The following is a 26,282-nucleotide window of genomic DNA, read 5'->3' as shown; positions in this document are numbered from 1 at the left end:
TGGCTCCAACAATGCGGCAAAGGAATTCTGTCTGGCTTCGAGTCTACAACAAACGCTCGATGGCGTTGAGCAAATCCTGTTTCTTGTAGGGTTTGGGTAACATGACCAGTCGGTTGGCGGCCGTGTCGTCATCAAGTTCATCAATCTGACCCAGGCCGCTGACCAGTATTACCGGAATGTCGGGTTGCAGCGCTCGCGCATGACGGATCAGCGACACACCATTTTCTCCCGGCATGGAAAAGTCGGTAATGACAAGTGCAAATTCCTGTTCTGCCAGCGCCGCACGAGCATCGGCGGCACTGCTCACAGCGGTCACCGGATAACCCATGTGTTCCAGAATGGCACGCGCAGTGCCCAGAATCAGTGGCTCGTCGTCAACCAGCAGGATCGGCAGCTGGTCGATGGGCCGCGGTGACGTTGTTGTTGGTGACGCCGCATCGGTTTCAGTGACAACATCGGTTGGTGCTGCCAGTGGCAATACAAAGCGAAAGTCGCTGCCGATGCCCACTTCCGAGGTCACGTTGATGCCGCCCCCCAGCGCGCTGATAATACCATGACTGCTGGCGAGCCCCAGACCGGTGCCTTCGCCGGGCTCGCGGGTGGTAAAGAAGGGTTCAAACAGACGGCTGATGACAGCCGGTGGAATGCCAACGCCATTGTCGTGTACGGTGACGCTGGCATAACTTTTATTGCTGTCCAGCGACAATTTTGTCAACAGAGCGTCGTCCGGATTGAGTGCGGCAACCGAGATCGTGATTTGTGCGTCGGCTGCTGCCTGCCGATCCGGCGTCAGTGCAAGCACAGCGTTGCTGGTCAGGTTCATCAGCACCTGTTGAATCTCGGAGGCGTTGGCATTTATCCAGCAGGGTGTTGATGCGTCTTCGATGCACACCTGAAGCCGGGCGCCGGCAGGCAGTTGTGCCCGTAGCAAAGGTTCCATCTGTGTGAGCACGTTGTTCAGGTCGATCAACTCGCGTCCGGATAACGACTGACGACTGAACATCAGCATCTGGCGCACAATATCCCGTCCGCGCTCGCTGGCCAGCAGAACCTGATCCAGTTGTTTTGTCGCCGCGGGGGCAGGGTGCTGGTCTTTTACCGCTTCGGTCAGCGACATGATAATGGTCAGGATGTTATTAAAATCATGGGCGACGCCACTGGCCAGTGTGCCTACCGCCTGCAGTTTCTCCATTTGCTGCATGTGTTGTGTCAATTCCCGGGACCGCTCCTCTGCCTGCCGGCGCAAGGCCAGCGCCAGCTCCAGACGATTGATCAATACCCCGCAGGCCAGGGTGAGAAGGCTGGCGCAGAAAGCAAAATTGACTACCATCATGGACCAGGTCTGCAGCGGCGACATTGCTTCCGCAGCTCCGATGACAATGTCAGGAGAGTAAGTCAGACCCATAACAAACAGGCCAATGCACGCCAGCGTCAGCATAATGATGCCTGCCCGCAGACTTACCAGCATGGCGGCGAACACGGGCACACTTAGCAGGTAAATGATGCTGACAACATCAACCTGGCTGAACATCCAGAACCAGAAAAAATAGATCAGAAACAGGAACAGCCAGGCCCGGATCTGGTGGCTCAATTGTGGCGCAAACGTAAGAGCTGCCAGGCACACTAAGGCCAAAGCATCGGCTACCAGTATCAGGGTCTGGTCCGGAATCGGGAACTGGGTGTGCGCAATCATGGTCAGCGCGCCCAGCGTCAGTGTAGCCAATTGAATACTGCGCAGAATGCTGATGCGCCATTGCAGCAGACCGGCGTCGCGATTCTCCGGCAGTAACAACAGTAGGCGTAGCATCTGTAGCAACGAATCTCTGGTCATCCTGGCACATCCCCTGACTTGTCCCCTGGTGAGTGCAATCTTTGTTACCCACTTCTATACTACAGCAATTCAGCAATAAATCGGCTGGTACGTACAGGATGGCCACGCAGGATCTGTTTGATATCAATGACCCGGATGACGTCTGGCTGGAACCACTGAGCTCGGGCGCCAGCTGGATACACGGGTTTCTGGTGGCACACGTCGACCAGGTGATGGGCGACATTGCTCAGGTAGTCGCGCAGTCGCCGTATCGACATCTGGTCACCCCGGGTGGCAAACGTATGTCAGTGGCGATGACCAACTGTGGCTCGGAGGGTTGGGTGTCTGACCGTGCCGGTTACCGTTATCAGGCGATCGATCCGCTGACCACACAGCCCTGGCCAGCCATGCCGGTGCGCCTGCTGGCGCTGGCACAACAGGCCGCTGCTGACAGTGGTTATCAGGGCTTTGCGCCCAGCGTCTGCCTGATCAATCATTATGTGCCAGGCGCGCGCATGGGTCTGCATCAGGACAAAGACGAAAGCAACCTGACTGCGCCCATTGTGTCATTCTCATTGGGGTTGCCGGCGACATTTATCTGGGGTGGCTGGCAGCGCACCGGCAAAACCCAGCGCATCATGCTGCGCCACGGCGACGCGGTGGTCTGGGGTGGCGAGGACAGGTTGCGCTTCCACGGGGTAGCGCCGCTGCACGAAGGAAAACACGCTGTCACCGGTCGTGCACGCGTGAATATTACGTTTCGGCAAACTCGCTAGTGCATTGTAAACAATGGCCTTGCATTCAGCCTCCGCAGCATCAGATGCCAGACAATGCTAAACTGGCCTCCAATACTCAATTTGGTGATACTGACGGCGACCGCGTAAGCAGCGCGATCAGCCCGACTCAGGACAGGGACTAATCATGACTTTACGCCACGTTATACTGTGTTTGCTGGTGTTGACTTTACCGGCATGTCAGAGCGCCTATTACGGTGCCATGGAACGATTCGGTATTGAAAAACGCGACATTCTGGTGGACCGGGTCGAGGAAGCCCAGGACGCACAGGAAGATGGACAGGAGCAGTTTGTTAACGCTCTGGAACAGTTCCGCAGTGTGGTCGATTTTGACGGCGGTGAGCTGGAAACAGTCTACAATCGGCTGGACAGTGAATTCGAGCGCAGCGAAGCAGCCGCCGACCGTATCCGCGATCGCATCCAGGCCGTGGAAACGGTTGCCGACGACCTGTTTGATGAATGGGATGACGAGCTGGACCTGTACACCAACCAGAGCCTGCGTCGCGACAGCGAGCAACAGCTACGTGAGACCCGGGAACGTTATGCGCGATTGATTACAGCCATGCACCGGGCGGAAGAAAGTCTGGACCCGGTTCTGGATAACCTGCGTGACAATGTGCTTTATCTGCGCCACAACCTGAACTCGCGCGCCGTCGCGTCAATTCGTGGCGAACTGGATGTCATCAATGCCGATGTTGATGAGCTGGTGGAAGCCATGCAATTGGCCATTGCCGAATCCGAACGCTTCATTTCCGGCATGTAAGGTCAACGGACAACAGGAAACTGCACGTGAAACCATGTCCCTGCAGCAGCGGCAAAATTTTTGCTGTCTGCTGCGCACCGTATCTGGAAGGCCGGTCCAATCCCCGCACTGTCAAACAGTTGATGCGCTCACGCTATTCTGCATTCGCCCTCGGCGGCCACGGTGATTATCTATTGCAGACCTGGCATCCGCGCACGGCACCTGCTGTCAGCGCGCAGGATCTGGGTCGGGCAGACACGCTATGGACTGGGTTGCAGATAGTGGACAGCCAGCAACGCGGGAATCAGGGCATGGTTGAGTTCCGTGCCAGCTTTCTTGATGCCGATGGCAAACCGGATGTTCACCACGAAAAATCCAGCTTTGTCCGCGAAGGCGGCCGCTGGTTTTATCTCAGCGCCTGAGCCCTGCCGACAGGTACCCGACATGACACAACGCTTGCGCACTCATTCCCTGCTTATCCTGCTACTGGCCCTAGTGTTGTCAGCGTGTGTGGCCAGCACGCAGAACATTTCTCCGCCACCGTCTCTGTCTCAAGCCCAGATCCAGTCCCAGCCCCTGCAAGTGACAAAGGTGCAGGCATCGCCGCCCAGCAGCGTCGGCGGTGTCAGCCAGCAGCTTACCGTGATCAATACCGGCAGCGACACCTATCAACAACTGGAGCTGGTGTTTATTCCCTATGATCGTTATGGCCGGCGGCAAACCTCCGATATCGACGATGTCGGGGAAGTGCAGGTGCCATTAGAGTCAGCGCTGCCACCGGGTCAGGAGATCAACAGAACCTGGCCCGATGTCTGGTTTAATCACAGCATCGTCTGCGTTGAACTTGACCGACTGCGTATTACCTTAAGCGACGGTCAACAGCGTATCTATCGCAAAGAGGCTGTCGATGACATGCTGGCTGACCCGGACACCAATGACTGCCGGTAGGGCACGTTGACTTGCTACCTATAGTGGCAATGCAGCCGCATCAGTTCATTCAATATTCTGCACCTGCTCCCGCATCTGCTCGATCAGCACCTTCAGTTCCACCGCATTCAGCGTGGTCTCGGCGACAATCGATTTTGACGACAGCGTGTTGGCTTCGCGGTTAAGTTCCTGCATCAGAAAATCCAGTCGGCGACCGATGGGTTCGTTGGTGCCCAGTACGCGTTCGACTTCACCCAGGTGAGTGGTGAGGCGGTCGAGCTCTTCGTCAACATCGGATTTTTGCGCCAGCAATACCACTTCCTGCTCCAGCCTTGCCGGGTCGAGTTCAACCCGGAATGTCGCCAGCCGGGCGCGGACATTCTCCTGCTGCTTGTTCAGAATCTCCGGCAGCCGTTCGCGCACGCTTTGCACGATGAGCCGGATGGCATCCAAGCGCTGCTGAATCATCTGCCGCAGTTCGTCGCCTTCGCGCTGGCGCGCGGCGCCGAAATCACTGAGCGTTTCCCCCAGCAACACCAGGGCATCTTTCTGCATGGCCTCAACATCAACCTCATGTTCCACCAGTGCGCCCGGCCAGCGCAGGATATCGGCTGCACTCAGTGGCGCGGAGGTGGCGCTCAGCGCAGTGATCTGCTGACTCAGCGAGGTGAGACGTTCAACCAGTGCCAGGTTCAGTTCAGATTGATCATTATCTGCGTGACGTGTCTGAAAGCGCAGCTGGCAATCGACCTTGCCACGGCTGATGGATTTTCGCAGTGCTTCACGCACCGCCGGCTCGATCGGTTTGAGCATGTCCGGAATGCGAATGCCGGGTTCAAGATAACGGTGATTGACCGAGCGAATCTCCCAGACCAGGGTGCCCCAGTCGTACTCTGCCTGCTGTCGTGAGAAAGCTGTCATGCTGGCAACCATTAAAACCCCCGAGTTGTGTCGCTTCCGGTATTGCGGTGATGAACTGAGCCGCGAGTGTAACGCAATCCGCCTGTTGATGTGATAACTGAGCCTAAAACACCGGGTTGTCGCCGGAGCGCTGCAACAGAGATGAAATTAAGAGGTGATTGCGGGATAATCGCGATTCATTCTTTACATCGTTATTGAGGTTCCATGTCAGACGCCAACAAAGCAAGCATCATCCGCCCCAGCCAGCGCCAGCTCGACCAGTTGCGTGACATCAAGCTGACCCGGCAATACACCAAACACGCCGAGGGCTCGGTGCTGGTGGAGTTTGGCGACACCAAGGTGATCTGTACCGCCAGCGTGGAAGAGTCGGTGCCGCGCTTTCTCAAAGGCAGTGGCAGCGGCTGGGTGACGGCGGAATATGGTATGTTGCCACGCTCCACCGGTTCGCGCATGGACCGGGAGGCGGCGCGGGGCAAACAAAGTGGTCGTACCCAGGAAATCCAGCGTCTGATCGGTCGGTCACTGCGCGCCGCCCTGGATATGAAACTGCTGGGCGAAAACACCATCAAGCTCGACTGTGACGTGATTCAGGCCGACGGTGGCACCCGCACAGCGTCCATCACTGGCGGTTGTGTTGCCCTGTATGACGCAGTGAATTTTTTGCTGGCGAAAAAAGCCATCAAGCAAAACCCGATCAAACAGTTGATTGGTTCGGTATCGGTGGGCATGTATCAGGGCGTGCCGGTGCTGGATCTGGATTATGCTGAAGACTCGACGGCCGACACCGACATGAACGTGGTCATGAACGAGGCGGGTCGGTTTATTGAAGTGCAGGGCACTGCTGAGAACGGTGACTACGATGCTGAGCAACTGCAGCAGATGATTGCGCTGGCACAGAAGGGCATCGCGGAACTGGTGGTGAAGCAGAAACAGGTGCTGGGCCTGCTCTGAAGCTGCGCTGCAGGAAGCAACAATTGAGGATAATCTGATGACCATGCATGCGTATCAAGCGCAATTCATTGAGTATGCCATAGAGCACAATATTCTGTGTTTCGGCGAGTTTACGCTCAAATCCGGGAGAGTAAGCCCTTACTTTTTTAATGCCGGCCTGTTTAATACCGGCGAAGCACTGGCGTTTTTGGGCAGCAGTTATGCGGCGGCACTGCAGATGCGTGGTCTGGATTATGACTTGTTGTTTGGCCCCGCCTACAAAGGTATTCCTTTGGTGGCGGTGACCGCCGCCGCGCTGGCAAGTGAGCATGAGGTCAACAAACCGTATTGTTTCAACCGTAAGGAAATCAAGGATCACGGCGAAGGCGGGCTCACGGTGGGCGCCCCATTAGAGGGGCGCGTGCTCATCGTTGATGATGTGATTACCGCTGGCACCGCCGTGCGCGAAGTGATGGCGCTGATGAAAGAAACCGGCGCCACACCTGCCGGCATTCTGGTTGCGCTCGACCGTCAGGAGCGTGGCCAGGGTGAGCTGTCAGCGATACAGGAGATCGAACGTGACTACCATATTCCGGTGATCAGCCTGATCAATCTGACACAGATCATTGATTACCTGAAATTTCAGGAATATGACGGTGTTCATGACGACCTGACGGCGATACGTCAGTACCGCCAACGCTACGGCGTCTAATCCAAAACCCTATACCGGCGTGGTTTCGTTATAGGGTTGCAACAGGTTCTGCGCCAGATACGCCCATTGTTCATCCCAGTTTTCAGTGGGCGGGCGCTTGAACTCGCTGCGCACAAACTGCATCAGGCGGCCCTCAGCGGTTGCCAGCAACAGACTCGCCAACACAGCCGGTGACACCTTGGGTCGCAATGCTTCGCGGATTTGTGCCTCACGCAATATCTGTTTCAGCTGGGCTTCCAGGCGGTCAAACAGCTGACTGATGCGTACTCGCAGGCGTTCAGTTTCGCCGGCCAGCGCGTCGCCCGTCATCAATCGGGTCATGCCGGGGTTCTTTTCGGCAAAGGTCAGCAGCAGGGTCAGAATTTTTCCGCAGCGTTCCTGTGTGCTCAGCTCATCCTGCAGAATGCGATTGATGCGAATGAACAGGGTGTCTTCAATGAACTTTATCAACCCTTCGAACATCCGCGCCTTGCTGGGGAAGTGACGGTACAGGGCGGCTTCGGATACACCCACCTCGCGCGCCAGCGCCGCGGTGGTGATGCGTTCACCGGGGCCGGATTCCAGCATTTGCGCCAGCGCCTGCAGAATATGCTCTTTGCGCGAGAATTTTTTATCAGCGCGTGCGGCCTTCGCCGACACTGCGTTGGCGGGAGCCTGATGTCCGGTGGCAGGGTTTTGAGTACTCATCAGACCATATCTCCTGTTTTGCGAGTATTGCTGATCAGGGTGCCCACACCGGTATGCGTGAAGATTTCCAGCAGCACCGCGTGTTCAACACGGCCATCAATGATATGGGCACTGGTGACGCCGTGATTGACGGCGTCCAGCGCGCAATTTATTTTGGGTAACATGCCGCCATAGATGGTGCCGTCGTTTATCAGTTCGTCAACCTGTGACGTGGTCAGGCCCGTGAGCACGCTGCCTTCCTTGTTCATGACACCGGAAATGTTGGTCAGCAGCACCAGCTTTTCGGCGCCCAGGACCTTGGCGATCTCACCGGCAACCGTGTCCGCATTGATGTTGTAGGTGGCGCCGTTCTCATCGACCCCGATGGGTGCAATGATGGGAATGAAGTCGCTGTGCTCAATCATGTGCAGCACTTCGGTGTTGATCTTGGCAACACTGCCGACCAGACCCAGGTCCAGCATTTTGGCTTCGGTACCGTCGGCGCCCGCCTTCTTGCGCATCAGTTTTTTGGCGCGAATCAGGTTGCCATCTTTGCCGGTGATGCCAATGGCTTTGCCGCCGTTCTTGTTCAGCAGCGCGACGATTTCCTGGTTGACCAGGCCGCCCAGCACCATTTCCACCACATCCATGGTCTGGCTGTCAGTTACACGCTGACCATCAATGAATTCCGACTGGATATTGAGTCTCTCCAGCAGTGATCCGATTTGCGGACCGCCACCGTGCACCACAACCGGGTTCATGCCCACCAGCTTCATCATCACGATATCGCGGGCAAAGCTGTTCTTCAGGGTCTCGTCAGTCATGGCGTTGCCGCCGTACTTCACGACAATGGTGCAGCCAGTGAATTGCTGGATATAGGGCAAAGCCTCAGTCAATACGTTGGCGATGTTCTTGGCGGCGGCAAGGTCCAGGGGCATGGGCAATCCTGTTTATTATTCGGGGTTATGGTCGGGTCTAGTCTTGCGCTAGAGCTGCGAAGTATACAACTACTGACCTTGGATTGAGAAATCCAGCTGCAGATCAGCCTGTTTCAGCAGAAGCCGGAAGGCATCAATAATGACCTGCAGCGATTGCCGGCTATTGGCCTCAAAACGCAATAACAGGGCAGGTGTGGTATTGGATGCGCGCACAAGCCCCCAGCCGTCAGGGAAATCCGCTCGGACACCGTCCAGCATGCTGACATGGGCCAACGGAAAGCTGGCCAGCTCAGCGATTCGCGCCATCAGGCTAAATTTTTGCGTCTCATCGACCTCAATACGCAGCTCGGGCGTGACCACGCTTTGTGGCAGAGACTGCAACAGGGCATCGGCAGACTGTGTTCCGGCGGCCAGAATCTCAAGAAACCGGGCGGCAACGTAAAAACCATCGTCATAACCAAACCAGCGATCCTTGATGAAGATATGCGCGGAGAATTCGCCGCCAATGACCGCGTCAGAATCGTGCATCATCTGTTTCATGAAGGAGTGGCCGCTGCGGCTCATGATTGAGCGACCGCCGTACTGGGCGATCTCGTTCGACAGCAAATTGCTGCACTTGACGTCAAATACCACATTGGGTTGTTTGTATCGTGGCAATATGTCGCGAACAAGCAGCATCAATAAGCGATCGGTGTCGATTATGTTGCCTTTGTTGGTGACCAGGATGACACGGTCGCCATCGCCGTCCAGCGCGATGCCGAGATCGGCCTGACGGGTTCTGATTTCCTGCACCAGACTGTCGAGATTACTGGCGATGGTGGGGTCTGGATGGTGATTGGGGAAATGGCCGTCCAGCTCACAAAAGATGGGCGTAACGTCACAGCCTAGCTGGCGCAATAACTGCGGCGCGAGCTTGCCCGGGACCGCATTGCCGCAGTCCACTACGACCCGTAAACGGCGTGTCAGCTGTATGTCAGTGCAAACGCGATTGATGTATTCGGCGCTTATATCCTGTTGCCTGAGTGTGCCCTTACGGCCACAGAACCCGTTATATTCTCCAGACTCAATCGAAAGTGAGCGCTTACGTAAGTCCTGAATTTGCTCTGCTGTCAGACACGCTCGCGCGCGCACGATCTTGATACCGTTGTAGTCTGCCGGATTGTGGCTTGCCGTCAACATGACGCCAGAGGTGCAGACGCCGGTATGGGTGGCAAAGTACACCAGTGGCGTAGGCACAATGCCCAGATCGATGATGTCACAGCCGGCATCAAGCAGTCCGTTCCGGAGCGCTTCGGCCAGTGTCGGGCTGGACAGGCGACCATCGGCGCCAAAATACAGCGTCGGATTATCAAATTCGACAGCATAACTGCCAATCGCCAGGCCGATCAGGTAGATGCTGTCGGTGGTCAGGTCTTTGCCGGCAATGCCGCGTATATCGTAGGCCCGAAACATGGTTTCGGAGAGGGCTGTGCTATAGGCCGGAAGCGAATCAGGCATCTGTTTGTCTCGCCCTGATGCGCTCGGCAATCAGAGCCAGCATTTGCCGGGCGACCAGATTTTTGTTGGCCGGCCCCAGCGTTTGTGAGCCGTCCTCGTCCCACAGCGCGGTGGCGCAGATGTCGTCACTGTTAAAGGTGGCTGTGGCGTCATTGGCAAACAGCAGATCGAGATTTTTGCGTTGCAATTTTTCCCGACCATACTGCTCAATATGCTGGGTTTCGGCGGCGAAGCCGACTATTAGCGGTCGTTGTGGCGATTTCGCGGCGGATTTTTGCGCAAGGGTCCCGATAATGTCCGGGTTACGCACCAGCGTCAATTGCAGGGTTTCAGCCGACTTCTTGATTTTGTGATCACTGGCATCAGAGACGCGGTAATCAGCCACTGCCGCAACGCCAATAAACACATCGCTGTGTTCAGTGCTTTCCAGACTTGCCTCAAGCATCTCCTGCGCCGTGGTGACGGCGATGCAATGCACGCGATCGGGTACCGGCAGATTGACCGGACCACTGATCAGTGTCACCCGTGCGCCCGCCTGCACGGCCTCGGCTGCGAGCGCATAACCCATCTTGCCGGAGCTGTGATTACTGATGAAACGAACCGGATCAATAGCCTCGCGGGTCGGGCCGGCAGTAATGGTCAGGTGCAGGCCGCTGAGCAGGCCGGGCGCATAAAGACTGGCGCATTCACTGACAATGTCTGCCGGTTCGAGCATGCGGCCGGGGCCGGTGTCGCCACAGGCCTGTGAGCCTGCTGCCGGACCGGCGATATGGCATCCGCGTTCGCGCAGTTGTAACAGATTGTCCTGGGTCGCCTGGTTCAGCCACATAGCCTGATTCATGGCCGGCGCCAACAACACCGGGGCGCGGCTGGCGAGCAACAGTGTGGTGAGCAGGTCACCGGCCTGGCCTCCCACCATACGGGCGAGAAAATCCGCGCTGGCGGGTGCCACCACAATCAGGTCGGGCCAGCGCGCCAGCTCGATGTGGCCCATGCCCGCTTCGGCATCAACATCCAGCAGATCCAGGTGCACACGATGTCCGGACAAGGCCTGCATGGTCAGCGGCGTGATGAATTCCGTGGCGGCCGCGGTCATCACGACCCGCACATCGGCGCCGGCTTTGGTCAGCAAGCGGGTCAGTTCTGCGCATTTGTAGGCCGCTATGCCGCCGGTCATGCCCAGCAGAATGCGTTTGTTGGCGAGTGTGGCCAGGGTCATGCCGTTGTCTTCATGCATTCAATGTCCAGTTGGCGTTGGTAACTCGCATCTGCAGGATTGCCAGCCAGCAGCTGACAACAGGATTCTAACCCGCATTCTATGCAACCTGAGGGCGGATCGGCAAGGCAAGTCCGCTGCAGCAGTGCTATAAACCAGCTGGGCCATGGCAACAATCGGCTCTGTTTCATGGAGGAAACAGCATGACAATAAAAAACTGGCCGGCCAGTGAGCGGCCACGGGAAAAACTCTTACAGGGCGGCCCGGCAAGCCTGTCGGATGCCGAGTTGCTGGCCGTATTCCTGCGTACCGGCATTGTCGGCAAAAGTGCGTTGGACGTGGCCAGAGAGTTGCTCAGTGACTTTGGCAGCCTGACCCGCATTCTGTCGGCCTCGTTTGAGGAGTTCTGTCGCCGGGACGGTCTGGGGCCGGGCAAGTATGTGCAGTTCCAGGCCGTGCTGGAGCTGGCCCGGCGCTACATGGGCGAACGGCTGGCAGAAAGCGATGCCCTGACCAATTCGGATCTGACGCGTGACTACCTGCGCGCGCGCATGGGTGATTACCAGCAGGAGGTGTTCGCCTGTCTTTATCTCAACAATCAGCATCGCGTGGTGGCCATGGAGGAGCTGTTTCGCGGTACCATAGACGGTGCGGCAGTGTATCCGCGAGAAGTAGTTCGACGTTGCCTGCACAACAATGCGGCAGCGGTGATCTTTGCTCATAATCACCCGTCAGGGCTGGCCGAGCCCAGTCAGGCCGACATTGCGATTACCAATCGCCTGAAGCTGGCGCTGAATACCATTGATGTCAGAGTACTGGATCATGTGGTGGTTGGGCGCATGGAAGTCGTGTCTTTTGCCGAAAGAGGGCTGTTATAAGCAAAATTACTTGTTTTAGGGGTGTTATTTTGGTATAAAACGCAGCTCTTTTTTTCCGGCAGCACCCGGAACAGATTACGAAACCGTAACGAGGCAAGGTCATGGCTAATGTATGTATGGTAACCGGCAAGAAGCCGATTACAGGTAACAACGTCTCTCATGCGAACAACCGCACCCGACGTCGTTTTTCCCCGAATATCCACACACACCGCTTCTGGGTTGAATCCGAGAATCGTTTTGTGAAATTGAAAGTGTCTACCAAAGGCATGCGCACAATCGACAAGAACGGCATTGATGCTGTGCTGGTCAAAGTCCGCGCCAATGGTATAAAGGTCTAAGCACTTGTGTGGCGTGATTTATAACGCGCCAGCGGTGTAACTTAACAATCTATTGCAGACAGATGGTGAGCAGCGATGCGCGATAAAATTAAACTGGTTTCCTCCGCAGGCACCGGTCATTTCTACACAACTGACAAGAACAAGCGTACAACGCCTGACAAGATCGAAATCAAGAAATTCGATCCGAAAGCGCGCAAGCACGTGATGTACAAAGAATCCAAGATCAAGTAAGACAGTTCTGGTCGGCTTTGTTGCTGGCGTTAACGGCCTAACCTGATTGCCTCTGCTTTGGCTTCTCGTTGTATCCCAGACGCTTCGATGCCATAAAAAACCCGGTTTGCCAATGAGCAAGCCGGGTTTTTGTGTGCCTGACATTTCTAAATTTTATAGTTGAATCAGGCGGTTAATCCTTCTTCTTGCTCAGCGATTTGATCAACTTCTGGGTTGATGCCATCAGCTTGGGGTCCGTTTCAAACTCCTTTTTAAGTTTGCCAACCGTGGTTGATACCGTGCCGTAGCGTTTCAGCTTGAACAGCCGGGCAATGGTTTGCAACGTTGACGCTGACAGTTCCTGACACAGATACATCGCTACCCAGCGCGGCACATTCTTCGAACCGGGGCCTCGAGCAGCCTGATAGATGCTGTCTTCGGAGACCTTGAAGTGCTTGGCGACCGCACTGACAATCTCCTTGCAGGCGGGTCGCCATTTGGCATTGGCGCCGCGGGAAACACCGCGCGGTTTGCTGGCGCTGCGTTTGTTGCTGGCAAATTTGCGGAATTTTTCATCACCCATGACGGATGACAGGTTCTTTTTGCCATAAAAATGCGCCAGTTCATCATCGACACCGGCCTTGACGTAGTCTGCATAACGCTGAAAACGGCGATTGGCCGGGCCCTCTAACTGAGACAGCGCTTCATCGCGTGCCAGCCAGCTTTGTGGCTTGACCTTGTTGGTATACGCCAGGTAACTGGACCAGGCATTGCTGTCCAGATCCTGCTTTCTGACACCCAGATGAATGTACCGGGTGAGCGGTAGCAGGTAGGCATCAGGCTGTACCAGAACCGCTTTGTAGCGACCCCGGAACAGCGATCCTTCGGTCTTTTTCAGACGTTGATAATACTGGGTATAGAGGCCATCAATCTGCCGCATGAAGCGACTGAGATTACCTTCCGGAGTTTTTAGCAGCAGGTGGTACTGATCTTTAAGCAGGGAGTACGCATGAACCTGTACGTTCAAGCGCAGGCAGGTCTCTTCAAGAGCCTGGAGGAATGCCTCGTAATAGCGAGCGGAGGGAAATGCTTTTTGCCCTTCAACAGCGAAGTTTGAGACATGGTAGTAAGCATCGGGATACTCGATTCGGAGTGGACGAGCCATGGGCGCAGTTCCTTGTTTTTTTTGTTTTTAACTTTTGTTATTTATTCGATGTTATTCTCTTATTACTGCTTATTTAATTAGAGTTGACCCCACATCAAGATCTATAGTGAACCAACTTTGCGGCGCAGGTCAATACAAACTTGTAAATCAGTCAGTTGCGTTTTTGTGGTGCGGTGGCCAGAGTAATGGCGCGCTTTGGCGCCGGCAGACCTTCAATACTAAGTGCCGGGTTATGCGGGTCCAGTCCGTCACTTAGTGACTGGAACGGCATCCAACTGGTACTGCGTTGTTCACTGCTGTCGGTGGCGTTCACGTCCACCGTACGAACATCACGGAATCCGCAGCGTTTCAGCCAGCTTTCGGTGGTGGCCACCGAGGGTAAAAACCACACGTTCTTCATCTGGCAATAACGGTCGTCCGGCATCAGCGCATAACCGTCCGGCCCGTCAACAACCAGCGATTCCAGTACCAGTTCGCCGCCTTCGCGCAGACAACTTTGCAACTGAAACAAATGGTCAATGGGTGAGCGTCGGTGGTATAGCACACCCATGGAAAACACGGTATCAAACAACCCTGATTTATCCGGGAACTTATCCAGAGTAATGGGCAAGACAAAAACCGACAAATGACGCAGAAAGTGTTGCATCAGGCGATACTGGAAAAAGTAGGCCGGGTGCGGATCCACGCCCAGTACCATGTCAGCGCCTTCTCCCAGCATGCGATAGCAGTGGTAGCCGTTGCCACAACCAACATCCAGTACGCGACGGCCTGCCAGGGGTTGTATATGTGGTAGCAGACGATCCCATTTCATGTCCGAACGCCATTCGGTATCGATATCGATGCCAAAAAGTGACCACGGCCCTTTGCGCCACGGCATGAAAGTCCGTGCCGCTGTTTCCAGTGCCTGGCGTTGCTCCACAGTGCAATCGTCTGCCTGTCCAATGCGCACCTGTGTTGCCAGATCAATGCTGCTGGCGGCTATCGCCGGCAACTCGTCAAACAGTGTGAGCCAGCGCTCGGTCAGGCCATGCTTGCGGGAGTACAGGTAGGTCTCACTGGCGTAGTGGCTCAGGCTTTCCAGAGCGGTGCCAGACAGCAGTGTGTGCAGCCGCTGATCGGCTTCAGTATCACGGCTATGCCACATCAGCGTACCGCAACCATGGAAGCAAAGTTGAAACACTGGAACCAGACATCACAGGACTGAAAACCGGCATCCTGAAAGCGCTGCTTGTGATCATTGATAGTTTCGGGGATCAGCACGTTCTCCAGTGCAGCACGCTTTTGGCTGACCTCAAGTTCAGAGTAACCGCGTGCCATCTTGAACTCATGGTAGAGGTCGATAAACAGCTCGTTCAGTGAAGGTGCCGGGAACCGTATTTTTTCCGACAGGATAAGAATACCGCCGGGTCGCAGGCCGTCACTGATGCGTTGAATCAGGGCTGCGCGCCGGGCCGGCGCAATAAACTGCAGGGTAAAATTGAGCACAACCACAGAGGCGTTGCTGATGTCGGTTGTGCAGACATCTTCACACAGCACCGTCACCGGAAGCCCGGCTGAATCGGGCTCGGCAAGTGTGTTGCTCAGTCGGCCAACCATGGCCGGCGAATTGTCGATGGCGAACAAGCGGTAGTCCTGATGCGGGATCTGATGCGCCATGGCCAGACTGGCGCCGCCCAGTGAACACCCCAGGTCATACATATTGGAACCCGGTGTACAGTAACGCGCGGACAGTACGCCAATCATGGACAGGATGGTGGCATATCCGGGCACTGATCGGTTGATCATGTCGGTAAACACGGCCGCCACTTTTTCGTCGAAGACAAAGTCCGATTTTGCCTGTGGACTGGCAAAAATATTGTCGTGTTGTTTACCGGAGCCTGTCATGGTGGCGCGACCTCAGTCTTCGTCTGGAACAGCCGGGTGGCCGGCGTCGCGCAGGGCCTGCCGGATTCGACAGGCAGTGCCCAACTGGGCTACTTCGTCGCGTTCCTGTGCCAGGGCAAAATTCAGGTCGCTGATGGCGGTGATCGGCACCAGATGCAGGTGCGCATGGCGCACTTCCAGGCCAGCCACCATCATGCCGACTTTCTCGCAGTCAAACTGGCTGCGCAAGGTGCGGGATAATACGCTGGCCACCTGAAAGACGTGAGCATTGAGTTCTGCTTCCATGTCATCCCAGTGGTCCACTTCCTGATGCGGTATCACCAGCAGGTGACCCACGCGGATGGGTTTGATGGTCAGAATCGCAAAACAACGGCCGTCATCCCACAAGACATGGCCGGGCAACTGACCTTCGCGAATTTGGGTAAACAGACTGCTCATAGTGTGTGCTCTTGGCAAACCGGACTTTTGAAATATACGTTGGGGCCCGACAGCGGGCGCGCAGGCCGCCATTATGCGGGAATTCGTGTTACAGTCCAACCGCCTGTGGCCTGCTGTACCCACGCACAGGATCAGGCACGCGACGACTAAAACCGACGGACATAAAACGTGTTCAGATTTACCCCAAAGCAGCAACCGCAGGCCCAGGACGAGACGCTCGCAGTCGACGGCCTGCCGCTGCCCTGTCACCTGGTCCGCAGCAAACGCAAGAGTCTGGCCGTCCATGTGCGTCATGATCGCATTGAGGTACGTGCACCGCTGAGGATAGCGCGCCGGGAGATCCTGCAGTTTCTGTCACGGCACCAGGCCTGGGTGTGCCGTAAACATCAGGAGAAAGTTAAACGCGCTTCCGAGCATCTGGCGTTGAGCGATGGTAGCCCTATTCTCTACAAGGCCCAAAATCTGACGGTGCGTCTGCGCACAGCGCCGCGAAGCGAGGTGATCGTCAGCGCCACCGAACTGACCATCAGCGGGCCTGACCTGGCACCGGAGAAAGTGGCAGCCGTTTTCAAAGGCTGGCTGCAGCAACAGGCAAAAGCCTGGTTACCTGGTCGTACCCGCGCGCTGGCGGAACACCTGGGTGTGGGCACAAAACTCACGGATGTGGTGTTTCGCAAAACCAAAAGCAAATGGGGACATTGCACGGCGCAGGGCCGCATTCAGTACAACTGGCTGATCATGCTGGCACCCGATGGCGTCATCGACTACATGATCTGCCATGAAGTTTGTCATCTGTTACACATGAATCACTCACCGGCCTACTGGCAAGCGGTGGCCCGGGTGTGCCCGGACTACAAGCGGTATGTGGGCTGGCTGAAACAGCACGAACACCGACTCTGGTTCTGAGAACTTCAGGCCCTGTTACCGGTCAGACCACCGGCAACAGGCGTTTGCGCTGTAGCACTGTTATGCCCAGGCCTGCGGCCAGGAAGGCAACACACACGACGATCAGAAAGACCTGACTGAAACCATACAGGCCGCCAGCGGGTGTCACCAGCGCCAGGCCGGCAATGGTCACGCAGGCACGCGACACCAGTCCCAGCTTGTCTTCACCGATACGACCAAAGCCCAACAGGTAGCCTTGCAGGCCGGCGGAGATGAAGGCAACACCGACCAGCGCGGTACCCACATTCTGCGCAATGCTGGCAAATTCACCCTGCAACAGCAGCGCCGGGTTGAGGACAAAAAAGAACGGAATGAAATAAATGATCGCACCCAGGCGCATGGCTTCCCAGCCGGCGCGCATGGACGAAACCTGGGCGACACTGGCAGCGGCAAACGCGGCCAGCGCCACTGGCGGTGTGATGAAGCTGAGCATGCCCCAGTACATGATGAACATGTGCGAGGCGAGCGGGTCCAGTCCGGCATTGATCAATGCCGGTGCCAACACGATGGCCAGGAAAATATAGGCCGCAGTAACGGTCATGCCGATGCCAAGCACAAAACTGGTGAGTGCCCCCATGATCAGCAAGACCAGCACGTTGTCACCAGCCAGGTAAACCAGGTCATTGGCCAGTGTGCCGGCCATGCCGGTAACGGCCAAAGAACCCACAATCAGGCCAATGGCGGCGAGAATGCCGGCCAGTTCAGCCATCAGTCGACCGGTGGCCGCGACCATCAGCAGAAATTTGTCCAGATTCATTTTGTGCATGGTGAACTGGTTGATGATGAGCAGTGCAGCAGTCGCGATAAACGGCGCCGTTGCTTCGCGCTGCATGTATACCAGCATCACGGTCAGCACTACAAACACGGCGATAAAATACCAGCCTTCCTTGAACACCTTGCCCAGGCTGGGCAGTTCTTCACGCGGCAGGCCTTCCAGTTTGTTGCGGGCAGCATAGGCATCAATCTGCATAAACAGACCGTAGAAATACAGCAGGGACGGCACAATGGCCGCCACCGCTACGGTGACGTAACTCACACCCAGAAAGCTTGCCATGACAAAGGCGGTAGCGCCCATGATGGGCGGCATCAGCACGCCGCCGGTGGAGGCACAGGCTTCAACCCCGGCGGCATAGCCGCGGGAGAAGCCGGTGCGACGCATGGCGGGTATCGACAGCGGGCCGGTGGTCAATACATTGGTAATGGGGCCGCCACTCATTGAACCCATCAGGCCGCTGGAAAAAATCGCCACCTTGGCGGCGCCGCCCCGTTTGTGACCGAGCAGGGAAAACGCAAAATTGATGAAGAACGGGCCACCACCGGTGTACTGAAGTGCCACCCCGAACAGAATGAAACCAAACACCAGCATGGCAAAGGAGTTGAGTGCCACACCGAACACGCTTTCCTCACCCAGCACATGGAAAATTGCGACATCGTGAACCGGCATACCGATACCGGCAATAACATCCGGCATCCGGTCAGCATAGGTCGGGTACAGCGACAGCACCAGCACAATAAAGAATATGGGCCAGCCACCCGCGCGCCGTCCAGCTTCCAGAATGATCACCCAGGTTACCAGTGCCAGTACAATGCCTTCGACCGGCGCGGCATACTCCCAGGCGTCCAGAATGATACGTTCGGCGTTAATGGCAAAATAGGAAAAAATAACGGCAATCGCAGCCATGATGACTTTGTCATACCAGGGCACAAAGTTGAGATTGCTTTTGTGCGAGGGGAAGGTGATGAACACCATGATCAGCATCAGGCCGGTGAGCAGGTACAGATAACGCCCGTCGAGCATGGTGATATCAACAAAAAAGCCCAGTGCAAAAATCTGGTTAATGGCAAGTAGCGAGGCCAGCGCGGTCAGCGTTGCCATCACCACACGCCAGTTTTTGGTGAGTTCGCGGTAGCGCCCGATCGCGGGCAGTTCGGCATCGTCTTCTTTGGGCGGCGCGTTCGGTGGAATAATACTGTTACTCATGGGCAATCATCTTGTTATGAAAATTTTAGATTGTTGACGGCAAATATTATTGAGTGTCGGCGAGGGTAACCAGGCCCAGTTCGGCCAGTCGCTGTTCTCTGAACGCAAGCCAGCCTGCTTCAAAGGCAGCGCGGTCTTCTTCCGGTGCGGACATGTTGTATTCCTGCCAGGCCTGCAGCAGAACCTGTTGCCGGTTAATGTTGGCCTGCTGCCTGGCTTCGGCTGCCGGTGTCCAGATGTCTATTTCCCTGAAATACTCTATGGCGCCTTCGTGATAGGGGATGAAGGCATTCTGCAATTGCTGGCCCAGAATGCGCCAGCCATTGGCGCCGGGCGCCGAGTTCTTGTATTCGTCGTAGTGCATGGCAATAACTTTGGTCATGCCGTATACCATGTCAGCATCAGCGTCTTCCATTGCTACCAATAGCGGGTAGGCGGAGGTGAATACGTTGATACCCTCCGATTCATCGATGGCCGGACCCTCGGTGGCAACATGAGGCACATACCACGGCAGGCGAGAGCGAACGCGCTCTACCGCAGCCTCATCGTCGGGCGGGAATTCCACCCAGAACAGGCCGCGGGGGGACGTTTCCAGGCGCAGGAAGGGCGGGGAGTTGCAGGCACCACCAGCGACGTCTGCGCGGTTGTTGATGACGGCATCAATGGAGGCGTTATAACCACCCACCTCGACCATTTCCACATCGTCCCAGGTCAGGTTGGCATAAGACAGCAGTGCTGTGGTGGCGTTATTCAGTGAGGGCGCACCCTGTACAAAGGTGACGCGTTTGCCACGCACGTCAGCCACTTCGCGGATATTGGCATCGTCAGCGGTCGCCAGGGTGAACGAGCAGCTGGTCGAGTAATTGGAGAGTACCGCGCGGATGGGCTGGGGCCCCCAGATGCGGGAGGCAAAATTGAGAATGCCTTCCTGCGCATAGACAGCCTCGGAGCCGCCAGCAGACATGTGGACCCGGCCGGCATTCAGCGTGGCCAACCGTGATACGTCGTTGCGACCGGGCACCACACGCAGATTGACGCCGTACTGACGTTGCAGAATATTGCCAATGGCAACGGCCTGGCTGTAGCCGCCGGTGCCTGTAGGATAGGCGGACCAGGCGACGGTTCTGGGCATATTGAGTTGCCCCGCCAGCGGATTTTCCGGCAGTTCCTCGACGCCGCAGGCGACCAGAGTGGCAGCGGACAGCGCCAGAATACCCGCTTTGACGAGACGGTGGGCGCGGTTTGGGACCAGTCTATGCATCTGTTATCAAGCTCCTGGATAGGGCGGATGCAGCCTGGGTTCACCTGGGTCGTACGCCCGGTGTTTGTTATTGTCAGGCTGAATACTCAACGCCGAAGAATAACGTAGCTGCAGCGCCATTGCCAGAACAGAGGGTAACTATCCGCTCGGTAAACATTGACGCGGAAATACCCGCCAGCGCACGCTCAGCGCTGCACTCCGGAGCGGCCGGGCAGGTCGGCCAGCGGAATTTCGTGATAGCGGTTCTTGCCTGAGCCGCCATATGAGCCGGCGTCGTAAACAAAACCATACACCGGTCCGGTACCATCTTTGTCAAGACGGCTGCCGCGTACCCATTGTGCGTTGATATCGGCTACCTGCAAGGTGGCAGGTTGCCAGTTGCCGTCGTCATCGGTGTAGGCATGGTAAATATGACGGTTGTCGGCATCGATAAACAGCACCTGCACGCGCTGGCCATCCGCAATCGCATCAGCGCCAGTTTGATCTGAATCCACCGCGTTCTGCACCACAGCGTAATCACTGACCATGACCGCGTCGGCCAATTGCCCGGCTGTGTTTACGCGGCGTTCCCACAGGGTGCCAGGGTTAGCGCCGGTGGCACGTCGGTAAAGAATGCTGACGCTGTCGCTGGCCGGCAGCCATACCAGTGGCAGAATGGCGCCGGCATCGTTGTCGTCGGTGCCGAGTTCGGAACTGATCAGCTGACGAGGGGACAGACGATTGTCAGCCTCAAAACGGCGATACCAGGCCGTACCGTCGCTACCGGTGTAGGCCATATGCACGGTGTTGTTCCGGCCTGTCACCAGCATCGGCCCGGACAACTGCCGGGCCTGATCGGCATCCACCACCGTTCCGTCACCCCAGCTACCGTCTGCTGAGCGCACACGCAGCTCGAGTTTATCCCCATCGCCATAAACCGCGACTAGACTGCCATCGCTGCGCAGGGCAATGTCTGCCACCTGCGTGGACGGCTCCTGCGGTGATGCCAGCCGCTCGTCCTGTATTGCCCAGCTGTCGGGCTGGGTGGGGTGATCCGAGGTATGGAAGGCATGCAGGAAGACGTGGTCGGAGGTCTGGTGCAGCATGTAGATAGTGTCGTTTGCCAGCACCGCAGCGAAACCTTCCAGATCACCGGTTGCCGGTCGATTGTTGCCATCCAGCTCCTGCCAGCTTTCGCCACCATCGCTGGACCTGACCGCCATCAGCATGTTGTCGGTTTCGGCCGGTTCCATCAGGAAATACAGGTCACCGTTGCTGGCCGCAAAAGGCCCGATACGTGCCGGTGTCTCAACAAAAACACCGCCCAGGTGGCGGGCTGGCACTGCCACTGTGACTTGAGCAACAGTATTTGAGGTCAGTGCCTCACCCGCATCGTTAACCATTCTGAACGCATAACGGTCACCGTTGTTGTTGGTTTGCGCGCCATCGGCGAAGCGTCGAACCACCAGCGGCCATTCCCATTCACTTTGCCCGCTGTCCAGTGTTCCTTCTGCCGCCCTGCCAGCGCTGTTCTCTACTGACAGGGCGCGCGTGGCCCGGGCAAAGCTGACGCCCGAACCACCGATGAAGATGCTTGAGGAACCACCTGAAGAACCACCTGACCCGGACAGCAGGTCGGTGGTCTCGGCGCCGTGCGCGAAACTGTCACTGGCGATGATGCTGACCAGCGGTGAGCGTGGCTCGCCTTCAATGACCAGGTTGGCAAATGCGGCAGATGCGCCAGCGGGTACATGCAGACCCACCACGGAAGACGGAATGACGGCAGCGAAGTCGGCGTCCACCGTCAGGGACTCACCGTATTCGATGCTGGCCTGTCGACCGTCGATTGCGATTTTTAACTCGCGCCATTGATCAGGCTCGAGGTCTGCGGCGGCCTCGGCAACCAGCCTGGTCTGTCCATTGATTACACGTTCGACGCTGAGGCTGCCGGGCGCGCTGAGCACCACACGGTGATAGTTGTCGGAACCCGTCACCCCAAAAAGAATGCCAGCAGTGTTGTTGCCCGCTGGCAGACGGACGTCAATGGCAAATTCGGCCGGCTCCCACAGACTTTCGTAGCGGCCAAGCAGGTTAACCGGCTTGTCATTCGAGCTCAGGTTCACGGAGACCTGCTCACCGTCTTCCTCAATCGAGACCGAGTCGGCGTTGCCACTCAGAAACTGCCAGGCGCTGTTTACGTCGATACCCAGATCCGGTCGCAGCACCTTGGCGGGTTGCGGAAAATTTTCCGCCAGCATGGGCTGCCAGTCTTCATCATTGCGCCGGTACTGAAGCTGAAACTGAGCTCCATCCGCTGTTGCTGATTCCACCTCAAAGCGGAGTCGAAAGGGTTCGTCGGTGAACACAGTGACAGGCTCGTTGGCCGCCGCCGCCCAGCCACTGTCGGCATTCAGGGGGGCAGCAAAATCCTGGCGAAAACGAAACGCAGTTTGTTGATCCATCAGGGGCGTGCTGGCGTCGACAGACTGATCAGCAGCGGGCGCAACGCCGGACGGTTGCTGCGGCGAATCGCAGGAGGCCACCAGGCCGGCCAGCGCGAAGGCTATGAGCAAAGGGCAATTGGTCGTGAAGCGGGCTGGACGAGTCATGCGAATGCTTGCTCCCAAGGACGGAGATCAAAGCCGCGACCATAACAATCCGGTGTTACGGTTTCATGACAGTTGTGCGAAACACCAGATCCCAGACGCCATGACCGAGGCGATGCCCGCGGCGTTCGAACTTGGTTTCCGGGCGTCCGGTGCTCTGTGCATAGGCACCGGCGCCAGCAGTATTTTCCAGTGCCTCGGCAGCGCTCATCACGTCCATCATGTGTTCGGCGTAATGCTGCCAGTCAGTGGCCAGATGTATAGTGCCACCTGTCACCAGTTTTTGGCTCAGGTCTGCGATGAAGGCAGGCTGCACCAGTCGACGCTTGTTGTGTTTCTTTTTATGCCACGGGTCGGGGAAAAATATCTGCACCGTTGTCAGTGAATGATCCGCGATACAGTTTGCCAGAATTTCGACCGCGTCGTGACAATAGATACGCAGATTACTGAGGCCAAGACGCTCGATATGTCCCAGCAATTTTCCGACGCCGGGACGATGCACTTCGATGCCGATAAAGTCGTGATCGGGATTGGCCGCAGCCATCTCAGCCAGTGAGTCACCCATGCCAAATCCGATTTCCAGCACCAGCGGTGCCTTGCGCCCAAACACCGCTTCGGTATCCAGCGGGCTGGTAGTGTCGTCAATCACATAGTGCGACCAGTATTTCTCCAGCGCTTCTTTTTGCGAAGCAGTCTGGCGGCCAGCACGGATGACAAAACTGCGCAGGGGCCGGTGATGCTCGGTACCGGCCTTATTGTTGTCGGAATCTGATCCGGAAATGCTCATGTTACTAACCTGCTTCAGAAACCCGTGTCAGAAAAATGTGCCGTCAATCGGTGACGATGCACTGGCATACAGTTTGCGCGGCATACGACCCGCCAGCCAGGCTTCGCGACCGCTGATCACAGCCTTCTGCATGGCCGAGGCCATCAGTACCGGGTCACCGGCTTCGGCAATGGCGGTGTTCATTAACACACCTTCACAACCCAGTTCCATGGCAATAGTGGCATCTGACGCGGTGCCAACGCCGGCATCCACAATAATGGGGACAGTAGCGTTCTCAAGGATCATGCGAATATTATAGGGGTTGCGAATACCCAGGCCTGAGCCGATCGGTGCACCCAGCGGCATCACGGCGATGCAGCCAATCTCTTCCAGGCGCTTGGCAATCAGTGGGTCATCGCTGGTGTAGACCATGACATCAAAACCGTCGGCCACCAGCTGCTCGGCGGCGACCAGGGTTTCAGTGACATTGGGGTACAGGGTTTTCTGGTCGCCCAGCACTTCCAGCTTCACCAGTTTATGTCCATCCAGCAGTTCACGCGCCATGCGACAGGTGCGCACAGCGTCGGCGGCGGTGTAGCAGCCAGCGGTGTTGGGCAGGAAGGTATATTTCTCTGGCGAAATAACGTCCAGCAGACTGGGTTCATCCTTGTTCTGGCCCAGATTCACCCGACGAATGGCAACGGTGATCATCTCGGCGCCGCTGGCCTCAAGTGCTGCCAGGTTCTGCTGAAAATCTGCATACTTGCCGCTTCCGATGATCAGGCGCGACTGGTAGGTTTTGCCGGCCAGAACCAGGGGTTTGTCTTGTCTGTGTTCGCTGTTTTGCATAAAGAATATCTCGAGCGTTTGCCGCAACGGGCAGGATTGGGATGGTCAGGGGCGCTGAGCTGTCAGCCACCACCAATGGCATGGACTATTTCTACGCGGTCACCTTCATGCAACGTGTGTTGCGGGTGCTGGCTTCGCGGCACGATGTCCGCGTTCACTTCCACTGCGACCCGGCCCTGCGTCATATCCAGCTGCGCCAGTAAACCTTCAATACTGGTGTTTTCTGCGACTTTTATATAGTCGCCATTGACCTGTATTTTCATGTCGTGCTCCTTACCGGCTCCGCCGCGTTCAGATGGTGCGACCGGCCAGCATGGCAAAGGCTAGCAGCGCCCAGCCGATCAGGAAAGCAACACCACCGATCGGTGTGATCGCACCCAGCCAGCGCACGCCACTGAGGCTGAGTACATACAGGCTGCCGGAGAAAATCACGATGCCAGCAACAAATAACCAGCCGCTGGCGCGTAACAGCGCTGAATCACTGAGTTGCATCGCTAGCAGGCCCACGCCGAACAGCGCCAGCGCGTGATACATCTGATATTGCACGCCGGTCTGGAAGATGGCGAGCATGTCCTCAGGCAGGCGGTTTTTCAGCCCGTGCGCCGCGAAGGCGCCCAGACCCACAGCGATAAATCCATTGATGGCAGCAAGGGCGATAAACAGACTGGGCATGGCAGGCTCCGGCAGGGTCTTAAAAGACGGTTTGTCTAAATGAAAAAGCCGCTGCCATTAGCAGCGGCTTGGGTCTCAGTCATTCCCAACAGGGCGTTGAAAAGCGTTAGCGAGGCCGCCAGATCGACGAGGCAAAAATGGTCGAAGAAGCGCAGTTTACACGTAGTAAATGAGCATTCTGAGACCATTTTTAACGACGCATTGGCAACGCAGGTAGCTTTTCAATGCCCTGTTCAGGCGACCATGGCGCCGCGCACCTTATTCATGGCGTTCTTTTCCAGCTGCCGTATACGTTCCGCCGACACGCTGTATTTCGCAGCCAGGTCGTGCAGAGTTGCTTTCTCATCAGACAGCCAGCGGCTGGTAATGATATCGCGGCTGCGATCGTCAAGTTCACCCATGGCCAGATACAGATTACTGTTCTGCTCTTCTTCCCACTGGTCTTCTTCAATATCCAGTGCCATGTCAGAGCTGTCATCCTGCAGATAATAGGCAGGTGCCTTGTAGGCTTCGTCGTCGTCCGCTTCGGCAGCCGCGTCAAACGCGGTGTCGTAAGAACTCATGCGGCCTTCCATCTGCCGCACCACGCTGGCGTCCACACCCAGATCTGCCGCGACGGCGTGTGCTTCATCGTTGCTCAGCCAGCCCAGGCGCTTCTTGGCGCTGCGCAGGTTGAAGAACAATTTACGCTGGGCCTTGGTGGTGGCGATCTTGACGATGCGCCAGTTACGCAGGATAAATTCGTGCATTTCCGCCTTGATCCAGTGCACCGCAAACGAGACCAGGCGCACACCCATTTCCGGGTTGAAGCGCTTGACCGCTTTCATCAGGCCAACATTGCCTTCCTGGATCAGGTCAGCCTGTGACAGGCCGTAACCGGAGTAGCTGCGGGCCATGTGCACAACAAAGCGCAGGTGCGCGAGCACCAGCTGGCGGGCAGCTTCAAGGTTTTCTTCATAATAATACTGATTCGCCAGTTCCAGTTCCTGCTCTGCTGTCAATACAGGAATACTGTTGACCGACGTCACATAGGCAGATAGGTCGCGACCCGGTACGGCCGGGCCGACTAGTTGCAAACTCTTGGCTGTGGTCATATTTCCTATGCTCTCAATGTCTTCCAGTGTCTTCAGGTACGTCTTTAATTCGGGGTGTCCTGC

The 26,282-nt window shown here is 56.7% G+C and carries 28 protein-coding genes; 10 read left to right on the top strand and 18 right to left on the bottom strand.

What is annotated here, in order from left to right; genetic code table 11:
* Positions 1-43: 43 nt before the first annotated feature.
* Positions 44-1,831, bottom strand: coding sequence for a hybrid sensor histidine kinase/response regulator (locus tag PHACT_RS08775; protein WP_083264465.1), 1,788 nt, complete (start codon positions 1,829-1,831; stop codon positions 44-46).
* Between the two features lie 98 nt (positions 1,832-1,929).
* Here PHACT_RS08775 and alkB point away from each other — a divergent pair, with 98 nt between their 5' ends.
* The 4 genes from alkB (at position 1,930) to PHACT_RS08755 (ending at position 4,294) form a co-directional block, all read left to right on the top strand.
* Positions 1,930-2,586 (top strand): DNA oxidative demethylase AlkB, encoded by a 657-nt coding sequence (gene alkB, locus PHACT_RS08770; RefSeq protein WP_070117018.1) that lies wholly within the window; start codon positions 1,930-1,932, stop codon positions 2,584-2,586.
* A 145-nt stretch (positions 2,587-2,731) separates the two neighbouring features.
* Positions 2,732-3,367: a DUF2959 domain-containing protein gene (locus PHACT_RS08765; RefSeq protein ID WP_070117014.1), complete on the top strand. Its 636-nt coding sequence runs from the start codon at positions 2,732-2,734 to the stop codon at positions 3,365-3,367.
* Positions 3,368-3,393: 26 nt separating this feature from the next.
* Entirely contained in the window at positions 3,394-3,768 is a 375-nt protein-coding gene (locus PHACT_RS08760) for a YchJ family protein (protein ID WP_169819424.1), read from the top strand.
* 22 nt (positions 3,769-3,790) lie between these two features.
* Positions 3,791-4,294: a hypothetical protein gene (locus tag PHACT_RS08755; RefSeq protein WP_070117009.1), complete on the top strand. Its 504-nt coding sequence runs from the start codon at positions 3,791-3,793 to the stop codon at positions 4,292-4,294.
* A gap of 45 nt (positions 4,295-4,339) precedes the next feature.
* On the opposite strand, the gene PHACT_RS08750 is transcribed toward PHACT_RS08755, so the two are convergent.
* Complete coding sequence (locus tag PHACT_RS08750; RefSeq protein WP_070117007.1) at positions 4,340-5,206, bottom strand: YicC/YloC family endoribonuclease; 867 nt, start codon at positions 5,204-5,206, stop codon at positions 4,340-4,342.
* 219 nt (positions 5,207-5,425) lie between these two features.
* On the opposite strand from PHACT_RS08750, the gene rph reads away from it, so the two are divergent.
* Both rph and pyrE read left to right on the top strand, forming a co-directional pair.
* A complete protein-coding gene (rph, locus tag PHACT_RS08745) occupies positions 5,426-6,145 on the top strand; it encodes a ribonuclease PH (protein ID WP_070118256.1) in 720 nt (239 codons plus the stop codon).
* Positions 6,146-6,188: 43 nt separating this feature from the next.
* On the top strand, positions 6,189-6,836 hold the full coding sequence (pyrE, locus tag PHACT_RS08740; RefSeq protein ID WP_070118255.1) for an orotate phosphoribosyltransferase: 648 nt from the start codon (positions 6,189-6,191) through the stop codon (positions 6,834-6,836).
* Positions 6,837-6,845: 9 nt separating this feature from the next.
* Here pyrE and slmA read toward each other — a convergent pair whose 3' ends face one another.
* From slmA to coaBC, 4 genes are all read right to left on the bottom strand, one after another.
* On the bottom strand, positions 6,846-7,523 hold the full coding sequence (gene slmA, locus PHACT_RS08735; protein WP_083264464.1) for a nucleoid occlusion factor SlmA: 678 nt from the start codon (positions 7,521-7,523) through the stop codon (positions 6,846-6,848).
* The gene (argB, locus tag PHACT_RS08730; RefSeq protein WP_070117004.1) at positions 7,523-8,440 is read right to left on the bottom strand and encodes an acetylglutamate kinase; all 918 of its coding nucleotides are present in this window, start codon (positions 8,438-8,440) and stop codon (positions 7,523-7,525) included. The genes slmA and argB overlap by 1 nt, the downstream gene beginning before the upstream one ends.
* 69 nt (positions 8,441-8,509) lie before the next feature.
* The gene (locus tag PHACT_RS08725; protein WP_070117001.1) at positions 8,510-9,937 is read right to left on the bottom strand and encodes a phosphomannomutase/phosphoglucomutase; all 1,428 of its coding nucleotides are present in this window, start codon (positions 9,935-9,937) and stop codon (positions 8,510-8,512) included.
* Positions 9,930-11,150: a bifunctional phosphopantothenoylcysteine decarboxylase/phosphopantothenate--cysteine ligase CoaBC gene (gene coaBC, locus PHACT_RS08720; RefSeq protein WP_139141562.1), complete on the bottom strand. Its 1,221-nt coding sequence runs from the start codon at positions 11,148-11,150 to the stop codon at positions 9,930-9,932. The genes PHACT_RS08725 and coaBC overlap by 8 nt, the downstream gene beginning before the upstream one ends.
* Before the next feature lie 206 nt (positions 11,151-11,356).
* Between coaBC and radC the strand changes: the two genes are divergently transcribed.
* The 3 genes from radC (at position 11,357) to rpmG (ending at position 12,600) form a co-directional block, all read left to right on the top strand.
* Complete coding sequence (gene radC / locus PHACT_RS08715; protein WP_070116997.1) at positions 11,357-12,031, top strand: RadC family protein; 675 nt, start codon at positions 11,357-11,359, stop codon at positions 12,029-12,031.
* Positions 12,032-12,132: 101 nt separating this feature from the next.
* The gene (rpmB, locus tag PHACT_RS08710; RefSeq protein ID WP_070116993.1) at positions 12,133-12,369 is read left to right on the top strand and encodes a 50S ribosomal protein L28; all 237 of its coding nucleotides are present in this window, start codon (positions 12,133-12,135) and stop codon (positions 12,367-12,369) included.
* A gap of 75 nt (positions 12,370-12,444) precedes the next feature.
* A complete protein-coding gene (gene rpmG / locus PHACT_RS08705) occupies positions 12,445-12,600 on the top strand; it encodes a 50S ribosomal protein L33 (protein ID WP_070116990.1) in 156 nt (51 codons plus the stop codon).
* A 172-nt stretch (positions 12,601-12,772) separates the two neighbouring features.
* Here rpmG and PHACT_RS08700 read toward each other — a convergent pair whose 3' ends face one another.
* The 4 genes from PHACT_RS08700 to PHACT_RS08685 all read right to left on the bottom strand — a co-directional run bounded on the left by PHACT_RS08700 (position 12,773) and on the right by PHACT_RS08685 (position 16,066).
* On the bottom strand, positions 12,773-13,744 hold the full coding sequence (locus tag PHACT_RS08700; protein WP_070116985.1) for a helix-turn-helix domain-containing protein: 972 nt from the start codon (positions 13,742-13,744) through the stop codon (positions 12,773-12,775).
* 151 nt (positions 13,745-13,895) lie between these two features.
* Entirely contained in the window at positions 13,896-14,888 is a 993-nt protein-coding gene (cmoB, locus tag PHACT_RS08695) for a tRNA 5-methoxyuridine(34)/uridine 5-oxyacetic acid(34) synthase CmoB (protein ID WP_070116980.1), read from the bottom strand.
* A complete protein-coding gene (gene cmoA / locus PHACT_RS08690) occupies positions 14,888-15,628 on the bottom strand; it encodes a carboxy-S-adenosyl-L-methionine synthase CmoA (protein WP_070116976.1) in 741 nt (246 codons plus the stop codon). The genes cmoB and cmoA overlap by 1 nt, the downstream gene beginning before the upstream one ends.
* Before the next feature lie 12 nt (positions 15,629-15,640).
* The gene (locus PHACT_RS08685; protein WP_070116971.1) at positions 15,641-16,066 is read right to left on the bottom strand and encodes an HIT family protein; all 426 of its coding nucleotides are present in this window, start codon (positions 16,064-16,066) and stop codon (positions 15,641-15,643) included.
* 168 nt (positions 16,067-16,234) lie between these two features.
* Between PHACT_RS08685 and PHACT_RS08680 the strand changes: the two genes are divergently transcribed.
* Positions 16,235-16,972 (top strand): M48 family metallopeptidase, encoded by a 738-nt coding sequence (locus tag PHACT_RS08680; RefSeq protein WP_083264463.1) that lies wholly within the window; start codon positions 16,235-16,237, stop codon positions 16,970-16,972.
* Positions 16,973-16,994: 22 nt separating this feature from the next.
* Here PHACT_RS08680 and PHACT_RS08675 read toward each other — a convergent pair whose 3' ends face one another.
* From PHACT_RS08675 to rpoH, 8 genes are all read right to left on the bottom strand, one after another.
* A complete protein-coding gene (locus PHACT_RS08675) occupies positions 16,995-18,992 on the bottom strand; it encodes a TRAP transporter permease (RefSeq protein WP_083264462.1) in 1,998 nt (665 codons plus the stop codon).
* Between the two features lie 46 nt (positions 18,993-19,038).
* Positions 19,039-20,253: a TAXI family TRAP transporter solute-binding subunit gene (locus PHACT_RS08670; protein ID WP_083264461.1), complete on the bottom strand. Its 1,215-nt coding sequence runs from the start codon at positions 20,251-20,253 to the stop codon at positions 19,039-19,041.
* 185 nt (positions 20,254-20,438) lie between these two features.
* Positions 20,439-22,841 (bottom strand): sialidase family protein, encoded by a 2,403-nt coding sequence (locus tag PHACT_RS08665; RefSeq protein WP_139141488.1) that lies wholly within the window; start codon positions 22,839-22,841, stop codon positions 20,439-20,441.
* Between the two features lie 55 nt (positions 22,842-22,896).
* On the bottom strand, positions 22,897-23,625 hold the full coding sequence (trmB, locus tag PHACT_RS08660; protein WP_070116966.1) for a tRNA (guanosine(46)-N7)-methyltransferase TrmB: 729 nt from the start codon (positions 23,623-23,625) through the stop codon (positions 22,897-22,899).
* Positions 23,626-23,652: 27 nt separating this feature from the next.
* Positions 23,653-24,453: a thiazole synthase gene (locus PHACT_RS08655; RefSeq protein WP_070116961.1), complete on the bottom strand. Its 801-nt coding sequence runs from the start codon at positions 24,451-24,453 to the stop codon at positions 23,653-23,655.
* Positions 24,454-24,515: 62 nt separating this feature from the next.
* On the bottom strand, positions 24,516-24,716 hold the full coding sequence (gene thiS, locus PHACT_RS08650) for a sulfur carrier protein ThiS (protein WP_070116957.1): 201 nt from the start codon (positions 24,714-24,716) through the stop codon (positions 24,516-24,518).
* 28 nt (positions 24,717-24,744) lie between these two features.
* Entirely contained in the window at positions 24,745-25,125 is a 381-nt protein-coding gene (locus PHACT_RS08645; protein WP_070116952.1) for a DUF423 domain-containing protein, read from the bottom strand.
* Between the two features lie 233 nt (positions 25,126-25,358).
* Complete coding sequence (gene rpoH, locus PHACT_RS08640; protein WP_070116948.1) at positions 25,359-26,219, bottom strand: RNA polymerase sigma factor RpoH; 861 nt, start codon at positions 26,217-26,219, stop codon at positions 25,359-25,361.
* Positions 26,220-26,282 lie beyond the last annotated feature (63 nt).

Source organism: Pseudohongiella acticola (genome assembly GCF_001758195.1).
In the GTDB taxonomy this organism is placed as follows: Bacteria; Pseudomonadota; Gammaproteobacteria; order Pseudomonadales; family Pseudohongiellaceae; genus Pseudohongiella; species Pseudohongiella acticola.
Note: the sequence above shows the minus strand (reverse complement) of the source record. Positions and strands in the feature narration are given on the sequence as shown.

What these genes read in the sequence shown, in the direction of transcription:
- PHACT_RS08775 (WP_083264465.1), bottom strand. Translation starts at nt 1,831, where the DNA reads ATGACCAGAGATTCGTTGCTACAGATGCTACGCCTACTGTTGTTACTG.
- alkB (WP_070117018.1), top strand. Translation starts at nt 1,930, where the DNA reads ATGGCCACGCAGGATCTGTTTGATATCAATGACCCGGATGACGTCTGG.
- PHACT_RS08765 (WP_070117014.1), top strand. Translation starts at nt 2,732, where the DNA reads ATGACTTTACGCCACGTTATACTGTGTTTGCTGGTGTTGACTTTACCG.
- PHACT_RS08755 (WP_070117009.1), top strand. Translation starts at nt 3,791, where the DNA reads ATGACACAACGCTTGCGCACTCATTCCCTGCTTATCCTGCTACTGGCC.
- PHACT_RS08750 (WP_070117007.1), bottom strand. Translation starts at nt 5,206, where the DNA reads ATGGTTGCCAGCATGACAGCTTTCTCACGACAGCAGGCAGAGTACGAC.
- pyrE (WP_070118255.1), top strand. Translation starts at nt 6,189, where the DNA reads ATGCATGCGTATCAAGCGCAATTCATTGAGTATGCCATAGAGCACAAT.
- slmA (WP_083264464.1), bottom strand. Translation starts at nt 7,523, where the DNA reads ATGAGTACTCAAAACCCTGCCACCGGACATCAGGCTCCCGCCAACGCA.
- argB (WP_070117004.1), bottom strand. Translation starts at nt 8,440, where the DNA reads ATGCCCCTGGACCTTGCCGCCGCCAAGAACATCGCCAACGTATTGACT.
- PHACT_RS08725 (WP_070117001.1), bottom strand. Translation starts at nt 9,937, where the DNA reads ATGCCTGATTCGCTTCCGGCCTATAGCACAGCCCTCTCCGAAACCATG.
- radC (WP_070116997.1), top strand. Translation starts at nt 11,357, where the DNA reads ATGACAATAAAAAACTGGCCGGCCAGTGAGCGGCCACGGGAAAAACTC.
- rpmB (WP_070116993.1), top strand. Translation starts at nt 12,133, where the DNA reads ATGGCTAATGTATGTATGGTAACCGGCAAGAAGCCGATTACAGGTAAC.
- rpmG (WP_070116990.1), top strand. Translation starts at nt 12,445, where the DNA reads ATGCGCGATAAAATTAAACTGGTTTCCTCCGCAGGCACCGGTCATTTC.
- PHACT_RS08700 (WP_070116985.1), bottom strand. Translation starts at nt 13,744, where the DNA reads ATGGCTCGTCCACTCCGAATCGAGTATCCCGATGCTTACTACCATGTC.
- cmoB (WP_070116980.1), bottom strand. Translation starts at nt 14,888, where the DNA reads ATGTGGCATAGCCGTGATACTGAAGCCGATCAGCGGCTGCACACACTG.
- cmoA (WP_070116976.1), bottom strand. Translation starts at nt 15,628, where the DNA reads ATGACAGGCTCCGGTAAACAACACGACAATATTTTTGCCAGTCCACAG.
- PHACT_RS08685 (WP_070116971.1), bottom strand. Translation starts at nt 16,066, where the DNA reads ATGAGCAGTCTGTTTACCCAAATTCGCGAAGGTCAGTTGCCCGGCCAT.
- PHACT_RS08675 (WP_083264462.1), bottom strand. Translation starts at nt 18,992, where the DNA reads ATGAGTAACAGTATTATTCCACCGAACGCGCCGCCCAAAGAAGACGAT.
- PHACT_RS08670 (WP_083264461.1), bottom strand. Translation starts at nt 20,253, where the DNA reads ATGCATAGACTGGTCCCAAACCGCGCCCACCGTCTCGTCAAAGCGGGT.
- PHACT_RS08665 (WP_139141488.1), bottom strand. Translation starts at nt 22,841, where the DNA reads ATGACTCGTCCAGCCCGCTTCACGACCAATTGCCCTTTGCTCATAGCC.
- trmB (WP_070116966.1), bottom strand. Translation starts at nt 23,625, where the DNA reads ATGAGCATTTCCGGATCAGATTCCGACAACAATAAGGCCGGTACCGAG.
- PHACT_RS08655 (WP_070116961.1), bottom strand. Translation starts at nt 24,453, where the DNA reads ATGCAAAACAGCGAACACAGACAAGACAAACCCCTGGTTCTGGCCGGC.
- thiS (WP_070116957.1), bottom strand. Translation starts at nt 24,716, where the DNA reads ATGAAAATACAGGTCAATGGCGACTATATAAAAGTCGCAGAAAACACC.
- PHACT_RS08645 (WP_070116952.1), bottom strand. Translation starts at nt 25,125, where the DNA reads ATGCCCAGTCTGTTTATCGCCCTTGCTGCCATCAATGGATTTATCGCT.
- rpoH (WP_070116948.1), bottom strand. Translation starts at nt 26,219, where the DNA reads ATGACCACAGCCAAGAGTTTGCAACTAGTCGGCCCGGCCGTACCGGGT.